This is a genomic window from Nocardia sp. CA-135953 (genome assembly GCF_050955735.1).
Classification (GTDB): Bacteria; Actinomycetota; Actinomycetes; order Mycobacteriales; family Mycobacteriaceae; genus Nocardia.
Map to the genome: position 1 here is coordinate 2911279 of NZ_CP192082.1, position 17856 is coordinate 2929134.

General features: G+C 65.5%; 16 protein-coding genes and 2 pseudogenes. 10 read left to right on the forward strand and 8 right to left on the reverse strand.

Going from position 1 to position 17856, the window contains the following annotated elements:
* Positions 1–6: 6 nt before the first annotated feature.
* The gene (locus ACQPXH_RS13270) at positions 7–3453 is read left to right on the forward strand and encodes a DNA-directed RNA polymerase subunit beta (protein ID WP_433602640.1); all 3447 of its coding nucleotides are present in this window, start codon (positions 7–9) and stop codon (positions 3451–3453) included.
* Here ACQPXH_RS13270 and ACQPXH_RS13275 read toward each other — a convergent pair.
* A complete protein-coding gene (locus ACQPXH_RS13275; RefSeq protein WP_433602641.1) occupies positions 3442–4362 on the reverse strand; it encodes an LLM class F420-dependent oxidoreductase in 921 nt (306 codons plus the stop codon). The two genes, ACQPXH_RS13270 and ACQPXH_RS13275, sit on opposite strands and share 12 nt — an antisense overlap.
* A 143-nt stretch (positions 4363–4505) precedes the next feature.
* On the opposite strand from ACQPXH_RS13275, the gene ACQPXH_RS13280 reads away from it, so the two are divergent.
* Both ACQPXH_RS13280 and ACQPXH_RS13285 read left to right on the forward strand, forming a co-directional pair.
* Positions 4506–5009 carry a gluconokinase gene (locus ACQPXH_RS13280; RefSeq protein ID WP_433603436.1) on the forward strand — a complete coding sequence of 168 codons (504 nt, stop codon included), beginning with the start codon at positions 4506–4508 and terminating at the stop codon, positions 5007–5009.
* A 368-nt stretch (positions 5010–5377) separates the two neighbouring features.
* A pseudogene (locus ACQPXH_RS13285) lies at positions 5378–5923 on the forward strand (phosphatase PAP2 family protein); the annotation flags it as partial.
* 17 nt (positions 5924–5940) lie between these two features.
* Here ACQPXH_RS13285 and ACQPXH_RS13290 read toward each other — a convergent pair.
* On the reverse strand, positions 5941–6741 hold the full coding sequence (locus ACQPXH_RS13290) for a M50 family metallopeptidase (protein ID WP_433602642.1): 801 nt from the start codon (positions 6739–6741) through the stop codon (positions 5941–5943).
* A gap of 51 nt (positions 6742–6792) precedes the next feature.
* Positions 6793–7839: a Gfo/Idh/MocA family oxidoreductase gene (locus tag ACQPXH_RS13295; RefSeq protein ID WP_433602643.1), complete on the reverse strand. Its 1047-nt coding sequence runs from the start codon at positions 7837–7839 to the stop codon at positions 6793–6795.
* 91 nt (positions 7840–7930) lie between these two features.
* Between ACQPXH_RS13295 and ACQPXH_RS13300 the strand changes: the two genes are divergently transcribed.
* Positions 7931–8329: an SRPBCC family protein gene (locus ACQPXH_RS13300; protein ID WP_433602644.1), complete on the forward strand. Its 399-nt coding sequence runs from the start codon at positions 7931–7933 to the stop codon at positions 8327–8329.
* Positions 8322–8759, forward strand: coding sequence for a MarR family winged helix-turn-helix transcriptional regulator (locus ACQPXH_RS13305; protein WP_433602645.1), 438 nt, complete (start codon positions 8322–8324; stop codon positions 8757–8759). Before ACQPXH_RS13300 ends, ACQPXH_RS13305 begins: the two co-directional genes overlap by 8 nt.
* Before the next feature lie 5 nt (positions 8760–8764).
* On the opposite strand, the gene ACQPXH_RS13310 is transcribed toward ACQPXH_RS13305, so the two are convergent.
* The 3 genes from ACQPXH_RS13310 to ACQPXH_RS13320 form a co-directional block, all read right to left on the reverse strand.
* Entirely contained in the window at positions 8765–8959 is a 195-nt protein-coding gene (locus ACQPXH_RS13310) for a hypothetical protein (protein WP_433602646.1), read from the reverse strand.
* A gap of 126 nt (positions 8960–9085) precedes the next feature.
* Positions 9086–9760 (reverse strand): response regulator, encoded by a 675-nt coding sequence (locus tag ACQPXH_RS13315; RefSeq protein ID WP_433602647.1) that lies wholly within the window; start codon positions 9758–9760, stop codon positions 9086–9088.
* Complete coding sequence (locus ACQPXH_RS13320) at positions 9742–11442, reverse strand: ATP-binding protein (RefSeq protein WP_433602648.1); 1701 nt, start codon at positions 11440–11442, stop codon at positions 9742–9744. The genes ACQPXH_RS13315 and ACQPXH_RS13320 overlap by 19 nt, the downstream gene beginning before the upstream one ends.
* 148 nt (positions 11443–11590) lie before the next feature.
* Between ACQPXH_RS13320 and ACQPXH_RS13325 the strand changes: the two genes are divergently transcribed.
* The 3 genes from ACQPXH_RS13325 to ACQPXH_RS13335 are packed head-to-tail and all read left to right on the forward strand — an operon-like array spanning position 11591 to position 14329.
* Positions 11591–12397: an ABC transporter ATP-binding protein gene (locus tag ACQPXH_RS13325; RefSeq protein ID WP_433602649.1), complete on the forward strand. Its 807-nt coding sequence runs from the start codon at positions 11591–11593 to the stop codon at positions 12395–12397.
* Positions 12387–13274: an ABC transporter permease gene (locus tag ACQPXH_RS13330; RefSeq protein WP_433602650.1), complete on the forward strand. Its 888-nt coding sequence runs from the start codon at positions 12387–12389 to the stop codon at positions 13272–13274. The genes ACQPXH_RS13325 and ACQPXH_RS13330 overlap by 11 nt, the downstream gene beginning before the upstream one ends.
* Positions 13235–14329, forward strand: a complete 1095-nt coding sequence (locus ACQPXH_RS13335; protein ID WP_433602651.1) for an ABC transporter substrate-binding protein — start codon at positions 13235–13237, stop codon at positions 14327–14329. The genes ACQPXH_RS13330 and ACQPXH_RS13335 overlap by 40 nt, the downstream gene beginning before the upstream one ends.
* A gap of 60 nt (positions 14330–14389) precedes the next feature.
* On the opposite strand, the gene ACQPXH_RS13340 is transcribed toward ACQPXH_RS13335, so the two are convergent.
* A complete protein-coding gene (locus ACQPXH_RS13340) occupies positions 14390–15154 on the reverse strand; it encodes a siderophore-interacting protein (protein WP_433602652.1) in 765 nt (254 codons plus the stop codon).
* Between the two features lie 111 nt (positions 15155–15265).
* Here ACQPXH_RS13340 and ACQPXH_RS13345 point away from each other — a divergent pair, with 111 nt between their 5' ends.
* Complete coding sequence (locus ACQPXH_RS13345; RefSeq protein WP_433602653.1) at positions 15266–16093, forward strand: NADPH-dependent oxidoreductase; 828 nt, start codon at positions 15266–15268, stop codon at positions 16091–16093.
* 97 nt (positions 16094–16190) lie between these two features.
* Positions 16191–16436: pseudogene (proY, locus tag ACQPXH_RS13350) on the forward strand (proline-specific permease ProY); the annotation flags it as partial.
* A 17-nt stretch (positions 16437–16453) separates the two neighbouring features.
* Here the strand turns inward: proY and ACQPXH_RS13355 are convergent.
* Positions 16454–17839, reverse strand: coding sequence for a flavin monoamine oxidase family protein (locus ACQPXH_RS13355; RefSeq protein ID WP_433603437.1), 1386 nt, complete (start codon positions 17837–17839; stop codon positions 16454–16456).
* Between the last annotated feature and the right edge of the window lie 17 nt (positions 17840–17856).

The following is a 17856-nucleotide window of genomic DNA, read 5'->3' on the forward strand; positions in this document are numbered from 1 at the left end:
CGCACCTTGTCAGAATCGAGCCGGACGGTCGGTGCACCGAAACGGATTTCCTTCGCCAGGATCCGGGAGCCACTGGAGGTCCCCGGCCTACTCGACGTGCAGACCGATTCGTTCGCCTGGTTGATCGGCGGCCCGGAGTGGGAAGCCCGCGCCGCCGAGCTCGGCGTGGGTAGTTCGACGGGCGGACTGCAGGAGGTGCTCGAGGAGCTGTCGCCGATCGAGGACTTCTCCGGGTCGATGTCCCTTTCTTTCTCTGATCCTCGTTTCGAGGAGGTCAAGGCCTCTGTCGACGAGTGCAAAGACAAGGACATGACCTACGCGGCGCCGTTGTTCGTGACCGCCGAGTTCATCAACAACAACACCGGTGAGATCAAGAGCCAGACGGTCTTCATGGGTGATTTCCCGATGATGACCGATAAGGGCACGTTCATCATCAACGGCACCGAGCGTGTCGTCGTCTCGCAGCTGGTGCGTTCGCCGGGTGTGTATTTCGATCACAGCGTCGACAAGGGCACCGAGAAGGATCTGCACAGTGTGCGGGTCATTCCGTCGCGTGGCGCTTGGCTGGAGTTCGATGTCGACAAGCGCGACACCGTCGGTGTGCGCATCGACCGCAAGCGTCGTCAACCCGTGACGGTTTTCCTCAAGGCGCTCGGCTGGAGTTCCGAGCAGATCACGCAGCGCTTCGGTTTCTCCGAGGTCATGATGTCCACCCTGGAGAAGGACCATACAGTTGGCACCGACGATGCCCTGCTCGATGTCTATCGCAAGCTGCGGCCGGGTGAACCGCCGACCAAGGAGTCCGCGCAAGCGCTCCTGGAGAGCCTGTTCTTCAAGGACAAGCGCTACGACCTGGCGCGCGTGGGTCGCTACAAAATGAACAAAAAGCTCGGTATCAGCACCACCACGGACCAGGTGCTGAGCGAAGAGGATCTCATCGCGATCACCGAGTACCTGGTCCGGTTGCACGCGGGCGAAAAAACCATGACGGTGCCCGGTGGTGTCGAGGTTCCGGTCGAGGTCGACGACATCGACCATTTCGGCAACCGTCGCCTGCGCAGGGTCGGCGAGTTGATCCAGAACCAGATCCGGATCGGCATGTCGCGGATGGAGCGGGTGGTCCGCGAGCGGATGACCACCCAGGACGTCGAAGCCATCACACCGCAGACGCTGATCAATATCCGTCCGGTCACGGCGTCGATCAGGGAGTTCTTCGGGACTTCGCAGCTGTCGGTGTTCATGGACCAGAACAACCCGCTGTCGGGCCTGACCAATAAGCGTCGGCTCTCGGCGCTGGGTCCTGGTGGTTTGTCCCGGGAACGCGCCAGCCTCGAACTGCGCGATGTGCACCACAGTCACTACGGCCGGATGTGCCCGATCGAGACCCCGGAAGGCCCGAATATCGGCCTGATCGGCTACCTCTCGGTGTACGCACGGGTGAACCCTTTCGGGTTCATCGAGACGCCGTACCGCAAGGTGGTCGACGGCAGGGTGACCGATGAGGTCGAGTACCTCACCGCCGACGAAGAGGAACGGTATGTGCGTGCGCAGGCCAATTCGCTGACCGACGCGGACGGATACCTGGTGGAGGACAAGATCCTGGCCCGACGCCTCGGCGAGGAAGTCGAGTCGGTTCCGGCCGACGAGGTCGACTATATGGATGTCTCACCGCGCCAGATGGTTTCGGTCGCGACCGCGATGATTCCGTTCCTCGAGCACGACGACGCCAACCGTGCCCTCATGGGTGCGAACATGCAGCGCCAGGCCGTGCCGCTGGTCCGCTCCGAGTCACCGATTGTCGGCACCGGTATGGAGTTCCGTGCCGCCCTCGATTCGGGCGATGTTGTCGTCAATGTGAAAGCCGGTGTGATCGAGGAGGTTTCGGGCGACTTCATCACCGTCATGGCCGATGACGGCACCCGCAAGAGCTACCGGTTACGCAAGTTCGCCCGCTCGAACCAAGGCAATTGCGTCAATCAACGCCCGATCGTGGACGAGGGGCAGCGCGTCGAGTCCGGTCAGGTGCTCGCCGATGGTCCCTGCACCGAGAACGGTGAGATGGCTCTCGGCAAGAACCTGCTGGTGGCGATCATGCCGTGGGAGGGTCACAACTACGAGGACGCGATCATCCTGTCGCAGCGCCTCGCCGAACAGGATGTGCTCACCTCGATCCACATCGAGGAGCACGAAGTCGATGCCCGTGATACAAAACTCGGTGCCGAGGAGATCACCCGCGATATCCCGAACGTCTCCGACGAAGTGCTCGCCGATCTCGACGAGCGCGGCATCATCCGCGTCGGTGCGGAGGTGCGCCACGGCGACATCCTGGTCGGCAAGGTCACTCCCAAGGGAGAGACCGAGCTGACCCCGGAGGAACGATTGTTGCGGGCGATCTTCGGTGAGAAGGCGCGCGAGGTGCGCGACACCTCGATGAAGGTGCCGCATGGTCAATCGGGCAAAGTTATCGGTATTCGGGTGTTTTCGCGCGAGGACGACGATGATCTGCCGCCCGGCGTCAATGAACTCGTGCGCGTCTATGTGGCGCAGCAGCGCAAGATCCAGGACGGTGACAAGCTGGCCGGTCGCCACGGCAACAAGGGTGTCATCGGCAAGATCCTCCCCACCGAGGACATGCCGTTCCTGCCCGATGGGACCCCGGTGGACATCATCCTGAACAGTCACGGTGTGCCGCGTCGTATGAACATCGGCCAGATCTTGGAGACCCACCTCGGGTGGATCGGCAAGGCGGGCTGGAAGATTCAGGGCACACCCGACTGGGCGAGTTCACTGCCCGAGGAGATGCGGGCCGCGCCCGCGGACAGTAATCTCGCCACCCCGGTCTTCGACGGTGCGCGTGAGGAAGAGCTCAGCGGGCTGCTCGGCTGCACACTGCCGAACCGCGACGGCGAAGTGATGGTCGGCGCGGATGGTAAGGCGACCTTGTTCGACGGACGTTCCGGTGAGCCCTTCCCGTACCCGGTCGCGGTCGGCTACATGTACATCCTGAAGCTGCACCACCTGGTCGACGACAAGATCCACGCCCGTTCGACCGGTCCGTACTCGATGATCACCCAGCAGCCGCTCGGTGGTAAGGCGCAGTTCGGTGGTCAGCGCTTCGGTGAGATGGAGTGCTGGGCCATGCAGGCCTACGGCGCCGCTTACACGCTGCAGGAGCTGCTCACCATCAAGTCCGACGATGTCGCGGGCCGGGTGAAGGTCTACGAGGCGATCGTCAAGGGCGACAATATTCCGGAGCCGGGCATTCCGGAGTCGTTCAAGGTGCTCCTGAAGGAACTCCAGTCGCTGTGCCTCAATGTCGAGGTGCTGTCCTCGGACGGCGCCGCCATCGAAATGGGCAGCGCCGACGAGGACGATATCGATCGGACGGCGGCGAATCTGGGAATCAACCTGTCCCGCAACGAATCCGCGACCGTGGACGATCTACAGCTGTGACATCACCTGGGCCGCGATGAGTTCCAGGTGCGCCAGATCGTCGAGATCGAGGATCTGGAGATAGAGACGGGTAGCGCCGATTTCGGCGTAGCGGGCGATCTTGTCGACGACCTCGGCGGGGGAGCCCGCGAGCCCGTTGGTCTTCAGTTCCTCGACCTCACGGCCGATGGCGGCGGCCCGGCGCGCCACCTCGGCATCGGAGGCGCCGACACAGGCCACCAGGGCATTGGAGTAGACCAGATCGTCGGGGCGGCGGCCGCGAGCCTCGGCAGCGGCGCGTACGCGGTCGAACTGACGGGAGCTGTCCTCGGGCGAGGCGAAAGGCATATTGAATTCGGTCGCGTAGGTGGCGGCCAGGCGCGGGGTGCGGGTCGCACCGTGTCCGCCGATCAGCAGCGGCACCGGATCCTGCACCGGCTTCGGCAGGGCAGGGGAGTCCGTGATCGCGTAATGCGCACCTTCGAAGGTGAACCTATCGCCGGCCTTGGTCGCCCACAGGCCGGTGATGATCGCCAGCTGCTCCTCGAATCTGGTGAACTTGTCCTGCGGAAACGGGATGCCGTAGGCGGCATGTTCCTCGGCGAACCAGCCGCTGCCCAGTCCGAATTCGACTCGGCCGCCGGACATCTGATCCACCTGGGCGACCTGGATGGCCAGCGGTCCGGGTAGTCGGAAGGTGGCGGCTGTCACGAGGGTGCCGAGCCGGATGCGCTTGGTCTCCCTGGCCAGCCCGGCCAGGGTGATCCAGGCGTCGGTCGGTCCGGGCCGGCCGTCCAGGCCGCCCATGGCGAGATAGTGGTCGGAGCGGAAGAACGCGTCGAAACCCAGATCCTCGGTGGCTTTGGCGACGGTGAGCAGCGTGTCGTAACTGGCGCCCTGCTGCGGTTCGGTGAAGATGCGTAGATCCATGCCGACCATGGTGCCCGAGATTGATCTTGTCGGTCGGGTCTGATCCGCCGGCGCTTATCATTGGCCCTGGTCGGCGCATGGGCACCGGCTGGGCGCGCGGCGTAGCGCGGGCTACCGATAGGGTCGGCGTGGTGAGCGCAGGCATGACATATCGGCCGGTTGTCGTCGTGATGGGCGTCTCCGGATGCGGGAAGTCCACGGTCGGTGCACTGCTTGCCGAGACATTGCAGGTCGAATACGCCGAGGGCGACGATTTCCATCCGGCTTCGAATATCGAGAAGATGGCGGCCGGTGTGCCACTGACGGATGCGGATCGCGCGCCGTGGCTCGATATCGTCGCGGCGTGGCTGGGGGAGCGGCGCGAGCGCGGCGGGGTGGTCAGCTGCTCGGCGCTCAAGCGCGGCTATCGCGATCGATTGCGTGCGGCCGCACCCGAGGCGTTCTTCGTCCATCTATCCGCATCGCGCGCGGAACTGGCCCGCCGGATGGAGACGCGCCGTGGCCATTTCATGCCCGCGACGTTGCTCGACTCGCAGCTCGCCGCGTTGCAGCCTTTGGGCCCGGATGAATTCGGCGTCACCGTGGACGCGACCGCGGATCCCGCCGAGCTGGTCCGCGAGGCGGTAACCGCGTGGGAGTCGAGCTGACTCGGGTGTCCGTGCGTCGCCGCACGACCCGGGTCACCAGCCAGACCATGCCGAGTATGAGCAGTGGGGTGAGCAGCAGCAGCGGGACCGTCGCCGCACCCGCGAGCGGATGCAGCCAGCCCGCGACGGTATCGCATATCGCGTCGATCAGGGCGCGAGCCAACTCGGCCACCGGCGAGTGCTCGTCCGGTCCGGTGCTGGCGTGGTCCGGCCATCGATTCACGGCCAACACCCTACGACATCGGATCGGTATATCCATCCGGTAGATCCACGGCCGGACACTCAGCAACCTCACAGCTGCGATCTGGCATCGTGGAGGTATGACAAATCGCCCGCTACCGGTACGGAGCATCGCGGTGCTGACCGCGATGGTCTTCGTCATTACCGGCAGCGTGCTCGGACGCGACGGCATTACCGCGATAGATCAGCCGGGGACCGATTGGGTGATCCAGCGGCGCGCCGGGCTGGTCACGCCGGTTGCGATCGGGGTCAGCGACTTGGGCGGCACGCTGGCGATGGCGGCGCTGGCGATGGTCCTGTGTCTCGTGCTGGCCTGGCGTCGGCGGTGGCCGGAGGCGGTGCTGGCCGGTGTCGCGACCGCCGGCGCGGGCGTGCTCGTCGTGGTCGGCAAACATTTGGTCGGGCGTACCCGCCCGCCCGAGGCGGATCGCCTCGTCACCGAGACCAATCAGGCATTTCCGTCCGGACACAGTCTCGGATCGATTGTGGTGATCGGAGTCCTTGCCGCGGTAGTGCTTACGCGACTGCACCGACCGTCCGCTCGCCGCATCGCGGTGACCGTCGCTGCCGTATTTGTTGTGGCTGTTGGTCTTTCCCGCTGGTATCTGGGCGTGCACTGGCCGACCGATGTGCTCGGCGGCTGGTGTATCGGCGCGCTGTGGCTCGCGCTGTGTCTGGCGGCGTACCGGGCCTATCTGGTCGGCAGGGCCGGTGCGGCGCACTCCCCGCCGGAGACATTGGGAATACAGACCCCTGCGGCTTCGGACAGCAGCAGCGCCCCGCCGACCAGTGCGGCCACCGCGATCGCACCGAAGACGAACACCCACAGCAGCGCGGGGACATGAGTGAGCCGGGCGAGCTGATCGGCGTCGGAGTCCGCGCCCTGCGGCATATTCCAGCGGCGGACTCGCCCGCGCTGCAATTCGATCACCGGCCGGGTGCCGGCGAGCAGTAAGAACCACGCGCCGAGATACGCGAAACCGGCCTGGACCGTATCGGTTCCGAACCAGGACACCGCGAAGACGATGGCGCCCAGGCCGAATACCGTCAGCATTCCGTAGACATTGCGCACTTTGATCAGGACGGCGGCGAGCAAAGCGATCGCGGTCCAGAGCATGAGGGTGATCCGGTTCGCACCGAGCAGTGCGGCGAAGCCGAGACCGAGCAGCGGCGGCGAGGGATAGCCCGCCATCGCGGTCAGAATCATGCCGAGGCCGTAGGGTTTTCCGCTCGATACGGTCAGACCGGAGGTGTCGGAGTGCAGCGTGATGCTGTTGAGCCTGCGGCCGGTGAGCAGTGCGGTGAGCGCGTGGCCGCCCTCGTGCGCGATGGTGACCACATTGCGGGTGAACCGCCACAGCGGGCTGTATCCGACCAGAATCAGGGCCGCGACTGCTGTCGCGATGACCAACCACCATGGTGGCGCGGCCTGGGTTGTGGTGAGCCGGTCCGCGATGGAGGCGCCGCGCTCGACGAATTCCGCTGTTTGCACCGCCGCACCTTATCCGGCCATGGCGAGCTTCGCTGAGTCGTCGCGAGCCGGTCAGGTGGTGACGAGCTCGCCGAGATCCGCCGATCTGCGGGCGGCTTCGAGCAATCGCAAGGTGGTGACGGCGTCGCGGGGGTCGACCGGAACGGGTGTGCCGTCCAGGAGTGCGGCGGCCATGGCGTTGTAGAACGCCGGGTAGTCGCCCGCTAGTGTGGGGATCGGTTCGATGTCGGGATCCGCGCCTACCGTTCCCCACCGATCGGGTTCGATTGTGCCCCAAGGATCGTCACCGGGGCGATGGCCCGACCGCAATGCGTTTTCCTGCGGATCCAATCCGTAAGTGAGGTAACCGGCTTCGGAACCGAGCACCCTGAATCGGGGTCCTAGCTGTGGAGTTACCGCGCTCATCCAGAGGTGCGATCGCACACCCGAGGTGTGGGTGAGTGCGATGAACACGTCGTCATCGGTCTGGATATTCGGCCGCCGCCGGTCCAGTTCGCCGTACACCGAGCGCGCGGGACCGAACAGTGTCACCGCCTGGTCGATCAGGTGGCTGCCGAGGTCGAACAGCAGTCCGGCGCCGTCGTCGGCGGAACCGACTTCACGCCAGCCGCCCTTCGGCACCGGACGCCACCGCTCGAACCGGGACTCGAAACGGCGTACTTCGCCGAGCCGCCCGTCCTCGATCAGCTGCCGCACTGTCAGGAAGTCGCCATCCCAGCGCCGGTTCTGGAAGACCGACAGCGCCAGACCGGCGCGCTCGGCCCGCGCGATCAGATCCTCGCCCTCGGCCACGTTCACCGCGAACGGCTTGTCGACGACCACCGGCAGCCCGGCGTCCAGCGCTTGCCGAGCCAGCGGCGCATGCGTTCGATTCGGCGTCGCGATGACGACGAGATCGATACCGGTTGTATCGGCGAACAGTTCGTCCGCACTCCCAAGCACCCTAACCCCGGGATGCTCGCGCCGCGCCTGCTCCGCTCGCTCGGCCGACCCCGTAACCACCGCCGCCACCCGCATCCGCGGCTGCGCGGCGATCAGCGGCGCATGGAACACCGACCCGGCCAATCCGTACCCGACGATGGCGACCTGCAGGCTCATCGTTGCGACGCTACCGTATTCTCTTGACTTGTTGTTGCGACAACAGTTACTGTTGTCGCAACAACAATCAGCGCGGACCGGGAGTGCTCCGATGTACGTGATCTATGAAGAAGCCGTTATTTCCGGGGAGATCGAGGAGATCTGGCGGGCCGCTACCGACGTGGCCAACTGGCCGTCCTGGGATCCGCACGAGGAGAAGGCGCGGATCGATGGGCCGTTCGCGCCGGGAACCACGGGCTGGGTGAAACCCAAAGGCGCACCGGCTGGTCCGTTCACCATCACCGCCGTTGATTCTGGACGCTCGTGGACAAGTGAGGCCGGGATTCCGTTCGGCACGATCCGCGGTCACTACACCTACGAACCGCTCGGCGACGGAACCGTGCGCGTCGCGAAGCGGATGGAGGTGCACGGCCCGTTCCGACCGATCTTCCGGCTGACCATCGCGGCGCTGGAACTCGAGGCACGGCGACTCGGGGTCGAACATGGCTGAACCGCATGGCCCACTCATGAGTCCGGGCTTCTGGCTGCATCACGCCGCGCTGGAATGGCGCGCCACCGTCGAACGCAACCTGCGCCCCCTCGGCCTCACCCTGACCCAGTTCAACCTGCTCGCCTCGGCCGGTTGGCTCGGCAGCCAGGGCGAACCGCCGACCCAACAGCAGGTAGTCGACATGGCAGGCGCCGACCGCATGATGGGCTCCCGCGTAATCCGCGTCCTGGAAGACCGCACTCTCCTGACCCGCTGCCCCGACTCCGACGACGCCCGAATCCTGCGCATCGAAGTCACCTCGGAAGGCCGCACCCTGGCCCGCCGCGCCATCCGCATCGTCGTCGACACCGACGAACAATTCTTCGGCCCCGATAGCGACCCCCTCCGTGACCGCCTCAAAACGATTGCCGCGCAACGTATTGGGATATGACCGGTTTAGTCCACCGCAAGCACCGCGCCGAAGCCGAGGACCAGCGATGCCAGATGGATGAGCAACGCCGCATGGTGCAGCGCTGGCGTGCAATGCAATTGGGTCGACAGCCAGATCGCCGTCGCGAGCGCGGTGCAGGTGGCGACCGTCCGGATTGCGAAACCGCGCCGGGTTTGTACCCCGCCCACCAGCGCCGTCATCGGCGCCGCTCCAAGTCGCGGCCCTGCATCATCGATCCTCACTCACACCAACTCACCCAACCTAGTTAAGGTTAGGCACGCCTAATGCTAGTGTCTCCGATTTCGGTCGAGATCGACAGGGGGTATTCAGCGGCGGCGTGGTACGGCGGTGTATTCCTGTTCGGGGCGGCCGGTAGTGCCGTAGCGCAGACGCATCTGGACCGTGCCCGCGGCGACCAGGGTGGCGAGATAGCGCTGAGCGGTGGCGCGGGAGATGCCTATGGCGGTGGCCACCTCGGCGGCGGACAGCGGTGCGGTGGCCTCGAGGATGGTGTGCAGGACTAGGTCCTTGGTGGGGGAGGCGATGACGGTGGTCGCGGTGGGCGTCGAGGTTGGGCGCAGCGCTTGGAGTGCGGCTTCGATGTTCGTGTTATCGATCTGGGGTGCGGCGAGGGTGCGGCGGTAGCGGGCGTATCCGGCCAGGCGGGCCGCGAGCATGGTGTGTGGGAAGGGTTTCACCAAGTATGCGAGTGCGCCCGCGGCGAATGCGGCTCGGACGGTGGCGCTTTCGGTGGCGGCGGTCAATACCATGGCGTCGCAGTGCAATTCGCGCACCAGGTCGATGCCCGAACCGTCGGGCAGGTATACATCGACCAGCGCCAGTTCGATCGCTTTGGCGGCGTCGAGTTCTCGCGCGGCGGCCAGGGTGTGGGCGGTGCCCGCGACGGTGAAACCCGCGATGGATTCGACTATCCCGGCGTGCAGATTGGCCACGCGGAAGTCGTCGTCCACCACCAGCACGGTCAGATCTGTTGCGGCCATGGCATCTCGCTGTCTACCAGTACTCCGGGGATTCGGGCGATGAATTCGGCGCCGGTGAGTGGCGGCGCACCACCGCGCGCACTGGCGAGCCGGACATCGCCGCCGTGCGCGCGGGCGATCTGGCGGATCAGCGCGAGGCCGACGCCGCGTCCGCCCGGCACACCGTGATCCTCGCGGGTGGAGGTGCCCTCGGTGAACATGGTGTCGATCATCTCGGGTGCGACACCGTCACCGCTGTCCGCGACCGCGATGTGCAGCGTCGAATTCTCCTGCACCAGTTCGACTTCCACCTGATTGATCGCATTGTCGGCCACGCGCGCTGCCTCGATCGCATTGTCGAGCAGATTGCCGAGCACGGTCGTGACATCGACGGGTTCGGCCAGATTGCCGTCCACCCAGGTATTCGGGCCGAGTACGAGTTCGACGCCGCTCTCGCGCGAATGTGCCGCCTTGGCCGCGAGGAAGGCCTGCAGATACGCGTCATGGATCGCATCGATGCCGGGCGTCGCAGCCCCGAGCGGGCCCGCCCCGATCAACTCATCGATGACATGTGACGCCTCCTCGGTGCGCCCGCCGTGCAGCAGTCCGCTGAGCAGGTGCATCTTGTTGGAGAACTCGTGGCGCTGGGCGCGCAGCACGGTGCTCATCGATTGCACCGCATCGAGTTGGCGGGTCAATGCCTCGACATCGGTGCGATCGCGCACGGTGAGCACGGCGCCGAGATTGCGTCCGTCGCGGGTGACCGGCCGGGCCGCGACCACCACGATATGCGAGCCGATGGTGGCGGGTGTCGGCTGTTCGTCGAGCGCACGGAAAACCTCCAGCACCCGTGGCGTCAAACCGATCTGGTCGACCGGAGTACCGATCTCGGCGCTGATCCCGAGCAGCCGCCGTGCCTCGTCATTGACGAACGTTGTGCGCCAAGCGGAATCGACGGCAAGCACACCGCGGCCGATGCCGTGCAGCACCGCCGCCTGACCTTGGACGAGTTCGGCCAGTTCGGCGGGTTCGAGGCCGAGGGTCAATCCGCGCCATCGCCACGCCAGCAATGCCGAACCCGCGACGCCGATCAGTAGTGCGGCGGCGATGAACAGCGCCGCGGTGCGCAGATCGGAGAGCAACTGCCCGCGAATCGCGGTGGTCGAGATACCGACGCTCACCGCACCGACAATTCGATCCGAACCAGCCTCCACCACAGGAACTTTCGCACGCACGGAAGGTCCGAGCGTACCGCGCTCCTTGACGATCACCTCCCGGCCCGCCAGCGCCTCCGATGGATCTGTGCTCACATGTTCGGTCAGTCGCGCCTTGTCCGGATGTGCCAACCGGATTCCGGCGTCGTCGGTGATCACCACGAACAGCGCGCCCGTGCGCTGCGTCGTATCGATGGCTATCCGCTCCAGCGGTCCCGCGGTGAGTTGCGATCGCAACTCGGGCGTCACCGTGCCCGGTGCGTACCTGGCGACCTCTTCGCGCACCACCGGTTCGGCCGCGATGCTGCGCGCGATGGCCAGCGCACGCTGCCCGTACTGATCGTTGAGCCGTTGGCTGCTGACATAGCCGAATACCGCGAAGGCGGCGGCGAGGGTCACCGAGACGATCACGATCTGCAGCAGCAGCACCTGGGTGCGCAACCGGAAGTGTCCGGTCGCGCGCCGCGGTGTTCTGCCGTCGTTGGCCATTTCCGCAGAATAAACCACGCGGACGGGGCGTGAGCAGAATGCGCACAACCTTCGAATCGCCTCGTTTGCGCCGGTTGTGCGCACAAGCCTCGAAGTGTGACCCGGCCCACGTAGGTTCGCTCTACCTGATCCGCTAGGAGCAAGAAAAATGACCGAACCACTCATCGAGCTGCGGAGCGCGACGAAGCGCTTCCCCGGCACCGGCGGCGGAATCCACACTGCCGTCCGCAATCTCGATCTCGCGGTGCAACCCGGCGAATTCGTCGCCGTGGTCGGCCCGACGGGCTGCGGAAAGTCGACGACGCTGTCGTTGGTCTCCGGGCTGGAGCCGGCCTCGGCCGGGCGGACGCTGGTGCGCGGCAAGGATGTCCACGGCATCCCGGACGGCATCGGCTACATGTTCCAGCAGGACGCGGTGCTGCCGTGGAAGAGCGTGATCGATAACGTCGCCCTCGGCCCGCGCCTGCGCGGCAAGTCCAAGGCCGAAGCGCGTGAACAGGCCCGCGGCTGGGTGCGCAAGGTCGGTCTCGCCGGATTCGAGAGCTACTACCCGCATCAGCTCTCCGGCGGTATGCGCAAGCGCGTCGCACTGGCGCAGACCCTGGTCAACGATCCCGAGATCCTGCTGATGGACGAGCCGTTCAGCGCGCTGGACGTGCAGACCAGGCAGCTGATGCAGGACGAACTGCTGCGCGTGTGGGCCGGCACCGGCGCGGCCGTCATCTTCGTGACCCACGATCTGGAAGAGGCGATCGTGCTCGCCGACCGGGTCGTCGTCATGACCGCCAGCCCGGCGACGATCTGCGGCAACTTCCCGGTCTCGCTGGAACGTCCGCGCGATGTCGAGGAGGTCCGGCTCACCAACGAATTCCGGGATATCTACAAGGAAATTTGGGAAACGCTGCGCGATCAGGTCGAGGCAGCCCGAGGCGAGGGAGCCTCCCGTGTCGCATAACGTGCTCGAAGACGTGGCGAAGTCCGCGCCCGAGGTCGAAATCGAAACCGAGGAGCAGATTCTCGCGCGCGTGCGAACCAACCTCCGGCGCAACCGGCTGCGCACCTGGGGCCTGCGCATCGCCCTGATCACGGTCTGGCTGGGCGCATGGGAGCTCACCGCAACGCTGTGGATCGACCCGTTCTTCTACTCCAAGCCCTCGCTGATCTGGGACCGCCTGGTCGAATGGTTCACCGAAGGAACGCAATTCGGCTCGATCTGGCTGCAGATGTACACCACCGTGCAGGAGGCGGTGCTCGGCTTCGTCATCGGCGCGGTGGCCGGTGTCGTACTCGGCACGCTGCTCGGCCGCAGCCGGTACTGGGCCGAAGTGCTCGCGCCGTTCATCAAGGCGCTCAACGCCGTTCCGCGTATCGTGCTGGCGTCGCTGTTCATCATCTGGTTCGGTCTCGGGCTCAGCTCGAAGGTCGCGACGGTCGTGGTGCTGGTGTTCTTCGCCGTATTCTTCAACGCGTTCACCGGTGCGCGTGAGGTCGACGGCAATGTCATCAATAACGCCCGCATTCTCGGTGCGAGTAAGCGTCAGGTGCTGAGCTCGATCGTATTGCCCAGCGCGACCACCTGGATCCTGTCCAGCCTGCACACCGCATTCGGTTTCGCGCTGATCGGTGCGGTCGTCGGTGAATACGCCGGTGCCAGCAAGGGTTTGGGTCTGCTGATCAGCAATGCCCAGGGCACCTTCGATTCGGCAGGTATTTACGCGGGCATGATCATCATCACCGTCATCGCGCTGCTGGCCGAATGGGCGATCAGTGCGGCGGAGGCACGATTGCTGAAATGGCGTCCGTCGCAGGCGACTTCGAATCACGGGATCTGATCATGCGGTACGTCAAACATCTGACGATCATTGTCGGAGTCATCGCGGCACTGCTGCTGGCGACCGGTTGCCGGGATTCCCGAACCATTCCGATGGCCAACGGCCGGCCCCAGATCACGATTATGGTCGGCGGTCTGGAGAAGGTGATCTACCTGCCCGCCATGCTCACCGAGAAGCTCGGCTTCTTCGAGAAGAACGATATCGACGTCAAACTGCTCGGCGAGCAGTCCGGCGCTAGTGCCGAAACCGCGCTGCTGACCGGCGATGTGCAGGCCGTGGTCGGCTTCTACGACCACACCATCGACCTGCAGGCCAAGGAACAGTGCCTGACCTCGGTGGTCCAATTCGCCGATGTGCCAGGCGAAGTGGAACTCGTATCCAAGGCGGATGCTGCCGGTATCAATTCGCTGGCGGATCTGCGCGGCAAGAACCTCGGTGTGACTTCGCTCGGCTCTTCGACCGATTTCCTCACCCAGGCGCTCACCGGACAGGTCGGTATGACCACCGCCGATTACACGCGCGTGAAAGTCGGTGCGGGACAAACCTTTATCGCGGGCATGAACCACAACGGCATCGATGCGGGCATGACCACAGACCCGACGGTCGCCACCATGGTGAACTCCGGTGACGCGAAGATCCTGGTGGATATGCGGACCGAGGAAGGCACCCGGGCGGCGTTGGGCGGGCTGTATCCGGCATCGTCGCTCTACATGCGCTGCGATACTGTCGAGGCGCATCCGGATATCGTGCAGAAGATCGCGACCGCCTTCGTGCAGACGCTGCAGTGGATCAAGACGCACACCGCCGAGGAGATCGCCGCCAAGATGCCCTCGCAATACGCGAGCGCGGGCCGCGACCTCTATGTCCAGTCCATCCGCGACTCGATCGGCATGTTCAACGGCACCGGCCTGATGAAATCCGAAGGCGCCGAGAATGTGCTGAACGTGCTCGGCAAATACTCGAAGAATGTGGCGCCCGTCAAGGACCGCATCGATCTGTCGAAGACCTACACGACCCAGTTCGTGCAGGAGGCGCTGCGCGCGAATCAGCAGTAGCGACACCACGAAATCCCATGGCGACCGGCGAACATCCGGTCGTCATGGGATTTCGGCCGTTCACCTGTTCGGCGCATCCTCGGTCTCCTGGGCTTTGAATTCGGCCTTCCATTCGCGGAAGCCCTCCTCGGTGCGGCCGCGCCGCCAATAGCCGGAGATCGAGTTCGCCCATTCGGCGGAAACGCCACGTTCGCGGCGAACGTAGCGGCGCAGGTCCTGCATGACGGCGCGAGCCTCGCCGTGAATGAAGACCTGCACCTGACCCTCGCGCCATGTCGCCGCGCGCACGGCTTCGGCCAGCACATCGCCCGGCACGCGTGCGCCGCGATGCAGCCAGGTCAGTTCGATGCCGGTTGGCTTGTCCAGTTTCAGTTCGTCATCGGGTCCGGCGACCTCGACGAAGGCCTGCCCGACCGCATCGGCGGACATCGCCTCCAGCGCGGCCGCGATCGCGGGCAGCGCCGCCTCGTCGCCTGCGAGCAGGTACCAGTCGGCATCGGCACGCGGCGCATAGGCTCCGCCCGGTCCGAAGCAGTCGATGGTGTCGCCCGGCTGCACCGAAGCGGCCCACGGACCGGCAATGCCCTCGTCCCCGTGGTAGACGAAGTCCACTGCCAGCTCACCGGCATCCGGATCGACCGAGCGCACGGTGTAGGTGCGCAGCACATCGATACCGTCGCGCGGGTAAATGAACTTCACATACGAGTCGGTGAACTCGCTCGGCCGAAACGCCGCGAATCCGGGTCCACCGAAATACACCCGGATCAGATGCGGGGTCAGCCGCTCGGTGCGCTGCACCGTCAGGGTGGTGCGGGGTCGTGCCAAGGTAACCTCCACTAATTGCTAATTAGGCTTGCCTTACCAACCGTACCCGGTTCGGTTCATGCTGAGGGTTACCGCAGACGGGCGCGCCGTAGATGGCACAGGATGAACGGCATGACGCAGACCGTGCCGAGCCCCGCCCACGCCGTCCAGCAACGCTATCGGGATCCGAATCCGACCGCGCCCGCCGAGTGGAATCCGGTGTTGCAAGTACTGCACGAGCACCGCTCGGTGCGCCGCTACCTCGCCGATCCGGTCTCCGACGACACCCTGCGATTGCTCATCTCGGCGGCCCAGTCCGCCCCGACCTCCTCCAATCTGCAGGTGTGGAGCGTCGTCGCCGTCCGCGATCCGGCGCGCAAGGCCCGCCTGGCCGCGCTGGCCGGCGGGCAGGCACATATCGAACAGGCGCCGGTGCTGCTGGTCTTCACCGCCGATTTCGCCCGGCTGCGCCAGCTCGCCGACGACCGCGAAGCGCCCCTGATCGGAGCCGACTACCTCGAATCGAGCTACGTCGGCGTCATCGATGCCGCCCTGGCCGCGCAGAACGCGGTCGTCGCCGCGGAATCCCTCGGCCTCGGTACCGTGTACATCGGCGCGATCCGCAACAACCCGGAACAGGTTGCGGCGGAACTGAAACTGCCCGAACAGGTCTTCGGGGTCTTCGGACTCGTTGTCGGACACCCGGATCCGAGCGAGGACGCGCGCGTCAAACCGCGCCTCCCGCAACCGGCCGTCCTCCACCACGAAACCTACGATCTCCCCACCCAACGCACCCATGTCGCGGCCTACGAAGACCGCATCGCCGAGTTCTACGCCGAACAGCGACTTTCGCATTCCTGGACCGAGCGCGTCCTGGCCCGCCTGGCCTCCGCCGCCAGCCTCAACGGACGCCACCGGCTGCGCGAGTCCCTGACGAATCACGGCTTCCGCCTGCACTGATCGCGGTGTGGTTCGGGTCGCGCGACCGTCCGGTGGTGCGGCCGGTAGCGTGACGGGCTGATCGATCTCGAGCTCCAGGGGAAGGACCGCACGATCCATGACAGGCTCCGACCGTCAGCTCCAAGCTGAATCGGTGCTCACCGACCCGGCCGTATCCGGTGAAGAGGGATACTCCCGGGGGCTGAGCCCGCGGACCATTCAGATGATCGCGATCGGTGGTGCGATCGGCACGGGTCTTTTCTATGGTGCGGGCGGTGCGATCGAGCAGGCGGGGCCTGGGCTTATCCTGGCCTACCTCGCGGCGGGTCTGGCGATCATCGTGATCATGCGGGCGCTGGGGGAATAAGCAGCACCGGAGGGTCAGATGACCGCTGTGGGCTTGCGGTCCCCTCCGACCAACGCGGTGATCTCGGTGGCGGCACGTTCACCTGAGCGGATCGCCCCGTCCATATAACCCATCCACACTGTCGCGGTTTCGGCTCCGGCCCAATGGATTCGGCCGATCGGTGCGCGGAGGGCCGGGCCGTATTCGGTCCAGGTATTGGGCGGCATGAAGGCTCCGTAGCAGCCGCGGGTCCACTCGTCGGCCGACCAGTCCTTCTCGATGTAATCGATCGGGGTGGCCGCTGCCGGGCCGAAAAACCTTGTGAGGCTGGAGATCACGATATCGCGCCGTTCCTCGACGGGGAAGCGGCCGAGTCGCCGGGCATCGCCGCCTTCCAGGAAGGCGAGCAGCACGCCAGGGTTCCCGTCCGGCGGGGAGTTGTCGAAGGTGACCTTTACCGGTCCGGTGGCAGCAGTGACCTGTCCGGACAAGCCATCCGCCCGCCAGAAGGGCGCGTCGTATACGGCCATGGTCTTGATGACCGAGCCGTTCGGCATACGCTGAGTGAGCTGGTCACGATCGGCGGGTAGCGCAGGGGAGTACACCAGCCGACCTGCCAGGGCCGGGCTCATCGCCACGATCACGCGGCGGGCCAGAATCCGGGTGTCATCGCCGTGCACGACTACGGAACCCTGGGACTGCTCGATCTTGCGCACCGGCGTATTCAGCAGTACGTGCTCGCCCAACTGCTCCGCCAGCGTCATCGAGATTCGTTGCGAACCACCCACGATGCGGGTTTGCTGTGCGCCACCGTCGGTTTCGATCATCGAATCCACACCGCCACCGGCATTGAGATAGGCCAGCAGATGCAGCAGTGATACGTCGGCTGGATCGGCGGCCCACACCGCCTTGCAGACCATCGTGATGGCCCGGCGCCCGATCTCCGAATGCAGATTGCGTCGCATCCACGACGCGACGGTCTCGGTATCCCACTGCTTCGCCCGCGCCGCCGACCACGGCGCGTCCGCTGGTACCACGCGCGACATCCGATCCAACCGTTGCAGACCGATGTAGGCATCCAGCAGGGCGGCCGAGGCGATCAACGGAATCCGACCGCGATAGCGCCGCAGCTTCCCGCGATGTTCGAACAGATGCCGCCCGGCGGTGTAGGTGGGAAACGTCTCCAGCCTCAATTCGTCGATCAGCGCCAGTACCCGGTCCTGACCGGGCCCGATCCACTGCCCGCCGACCTCGACGATCTTGCCGTCCCCGATCGGGTGGTTCAGTGTGCGACCACCTACCCGATCCCGCGCCTCGACGACCAGCGCATCGAATCCGGCGCGACGCAACTGGCGGGCCGCCGCCAAACCGGCCAGTCCGGCGCCTATCACCGCGATATCCACCGTGCGCTCGACACCCATGGCGACCACCGATCCAC

Excerpts from the sequence above, each read along its gene's own strand:
- ACQPXH_RS13275 (WP_433602641.1), bottom strand. The coding sequence starts at position 4,362 with ATGGATCTACGCATCTTCACCGAACCGCAGCAGGGCGCCAGTTACGAC.
- ACQPXH_RS13280 (WP_433603436.1), top strand. The coding sequence starts at position 4,506 with ATGACATATCGGCCGGTTGTCGTCGTGATGGGCGTCTCCGGATGCGGG.
- ACQPXH_RS13295 (WP_433602643.1), bottom strand. The coding sequence starts at position 7,839 with ATGAGCCTGCAGGTCGCCATCGTCGGGTACGGATTGGCCGGGTCGGTG.
- ACQPXH_RS13300 (WP_433602644.1), top strand. The coding sequence starts at position 7,931 with ATGTACGTGATCTATGAAGAAGCCGTTATTTCCGGGGAGATCGAGGAG.
- ACQPXH_RS13305 (WP_433602645.1), top strand. The coding sequence starts at position 8,322 with ATGGCTGAACCGCATGGCCCACTCATGAGTCCGGGCTTCTGGCTGCAT.
- ACQPXH_RS13310 (WP_433602646.1), bottom strand. The coding sequence starts at position 8,959 with ATGACGGCGCTGGTGGGCGGGGTACAAACCCGGCGCGGTTTCGCAATC.
- ACQPXH_RS13315 (WP_433602647.1), bottom strand. The coding sequence starts at position 9,760 with ATGGCCGCAACAGATCTGACCGTGCTGGTGGTGGACGACGACTTCCGC.
- ACQPXH_RS13320 (WP_433602648.1), bottom strand. The coding sequence starts at position 11,442 with ATGGCCAACGACGGCAGAACACCGCGGCGCGCGACCGGACACTTCCGG.
- ACQPXH_RS13325 (WP_433602649.1), top strand. The coding sequence starts at position 11,591 with ATGACCGAACCACTCATCGAGCTGCGGAGCGCGACGAAGCGCTTCCCC.
- ACQPXH_RS13335 (WP_433602651.1), top strand. The coding sequence starts at position 13,235 with ATGGCGTCCGTCGCAGGCGACTTCGAATCACGGGATCTGATCATGCGG.
- ACQPXH_RS13345 (WP_433602653.1), top strand. The coding sequence starts at position 15,266 with ATGACGCAGACCGTGCCGAGCCCCGCCCACGCCGTCCAGCAACGCTAT.
- ACQPXH_RS13355 (WP_433603437.1), bottom strand. The coding sequence starts at position 17,839 with ATGGGTGTCGAGCGCACGGTGGATATCGCGGTGATAGGCGCCGGACTG.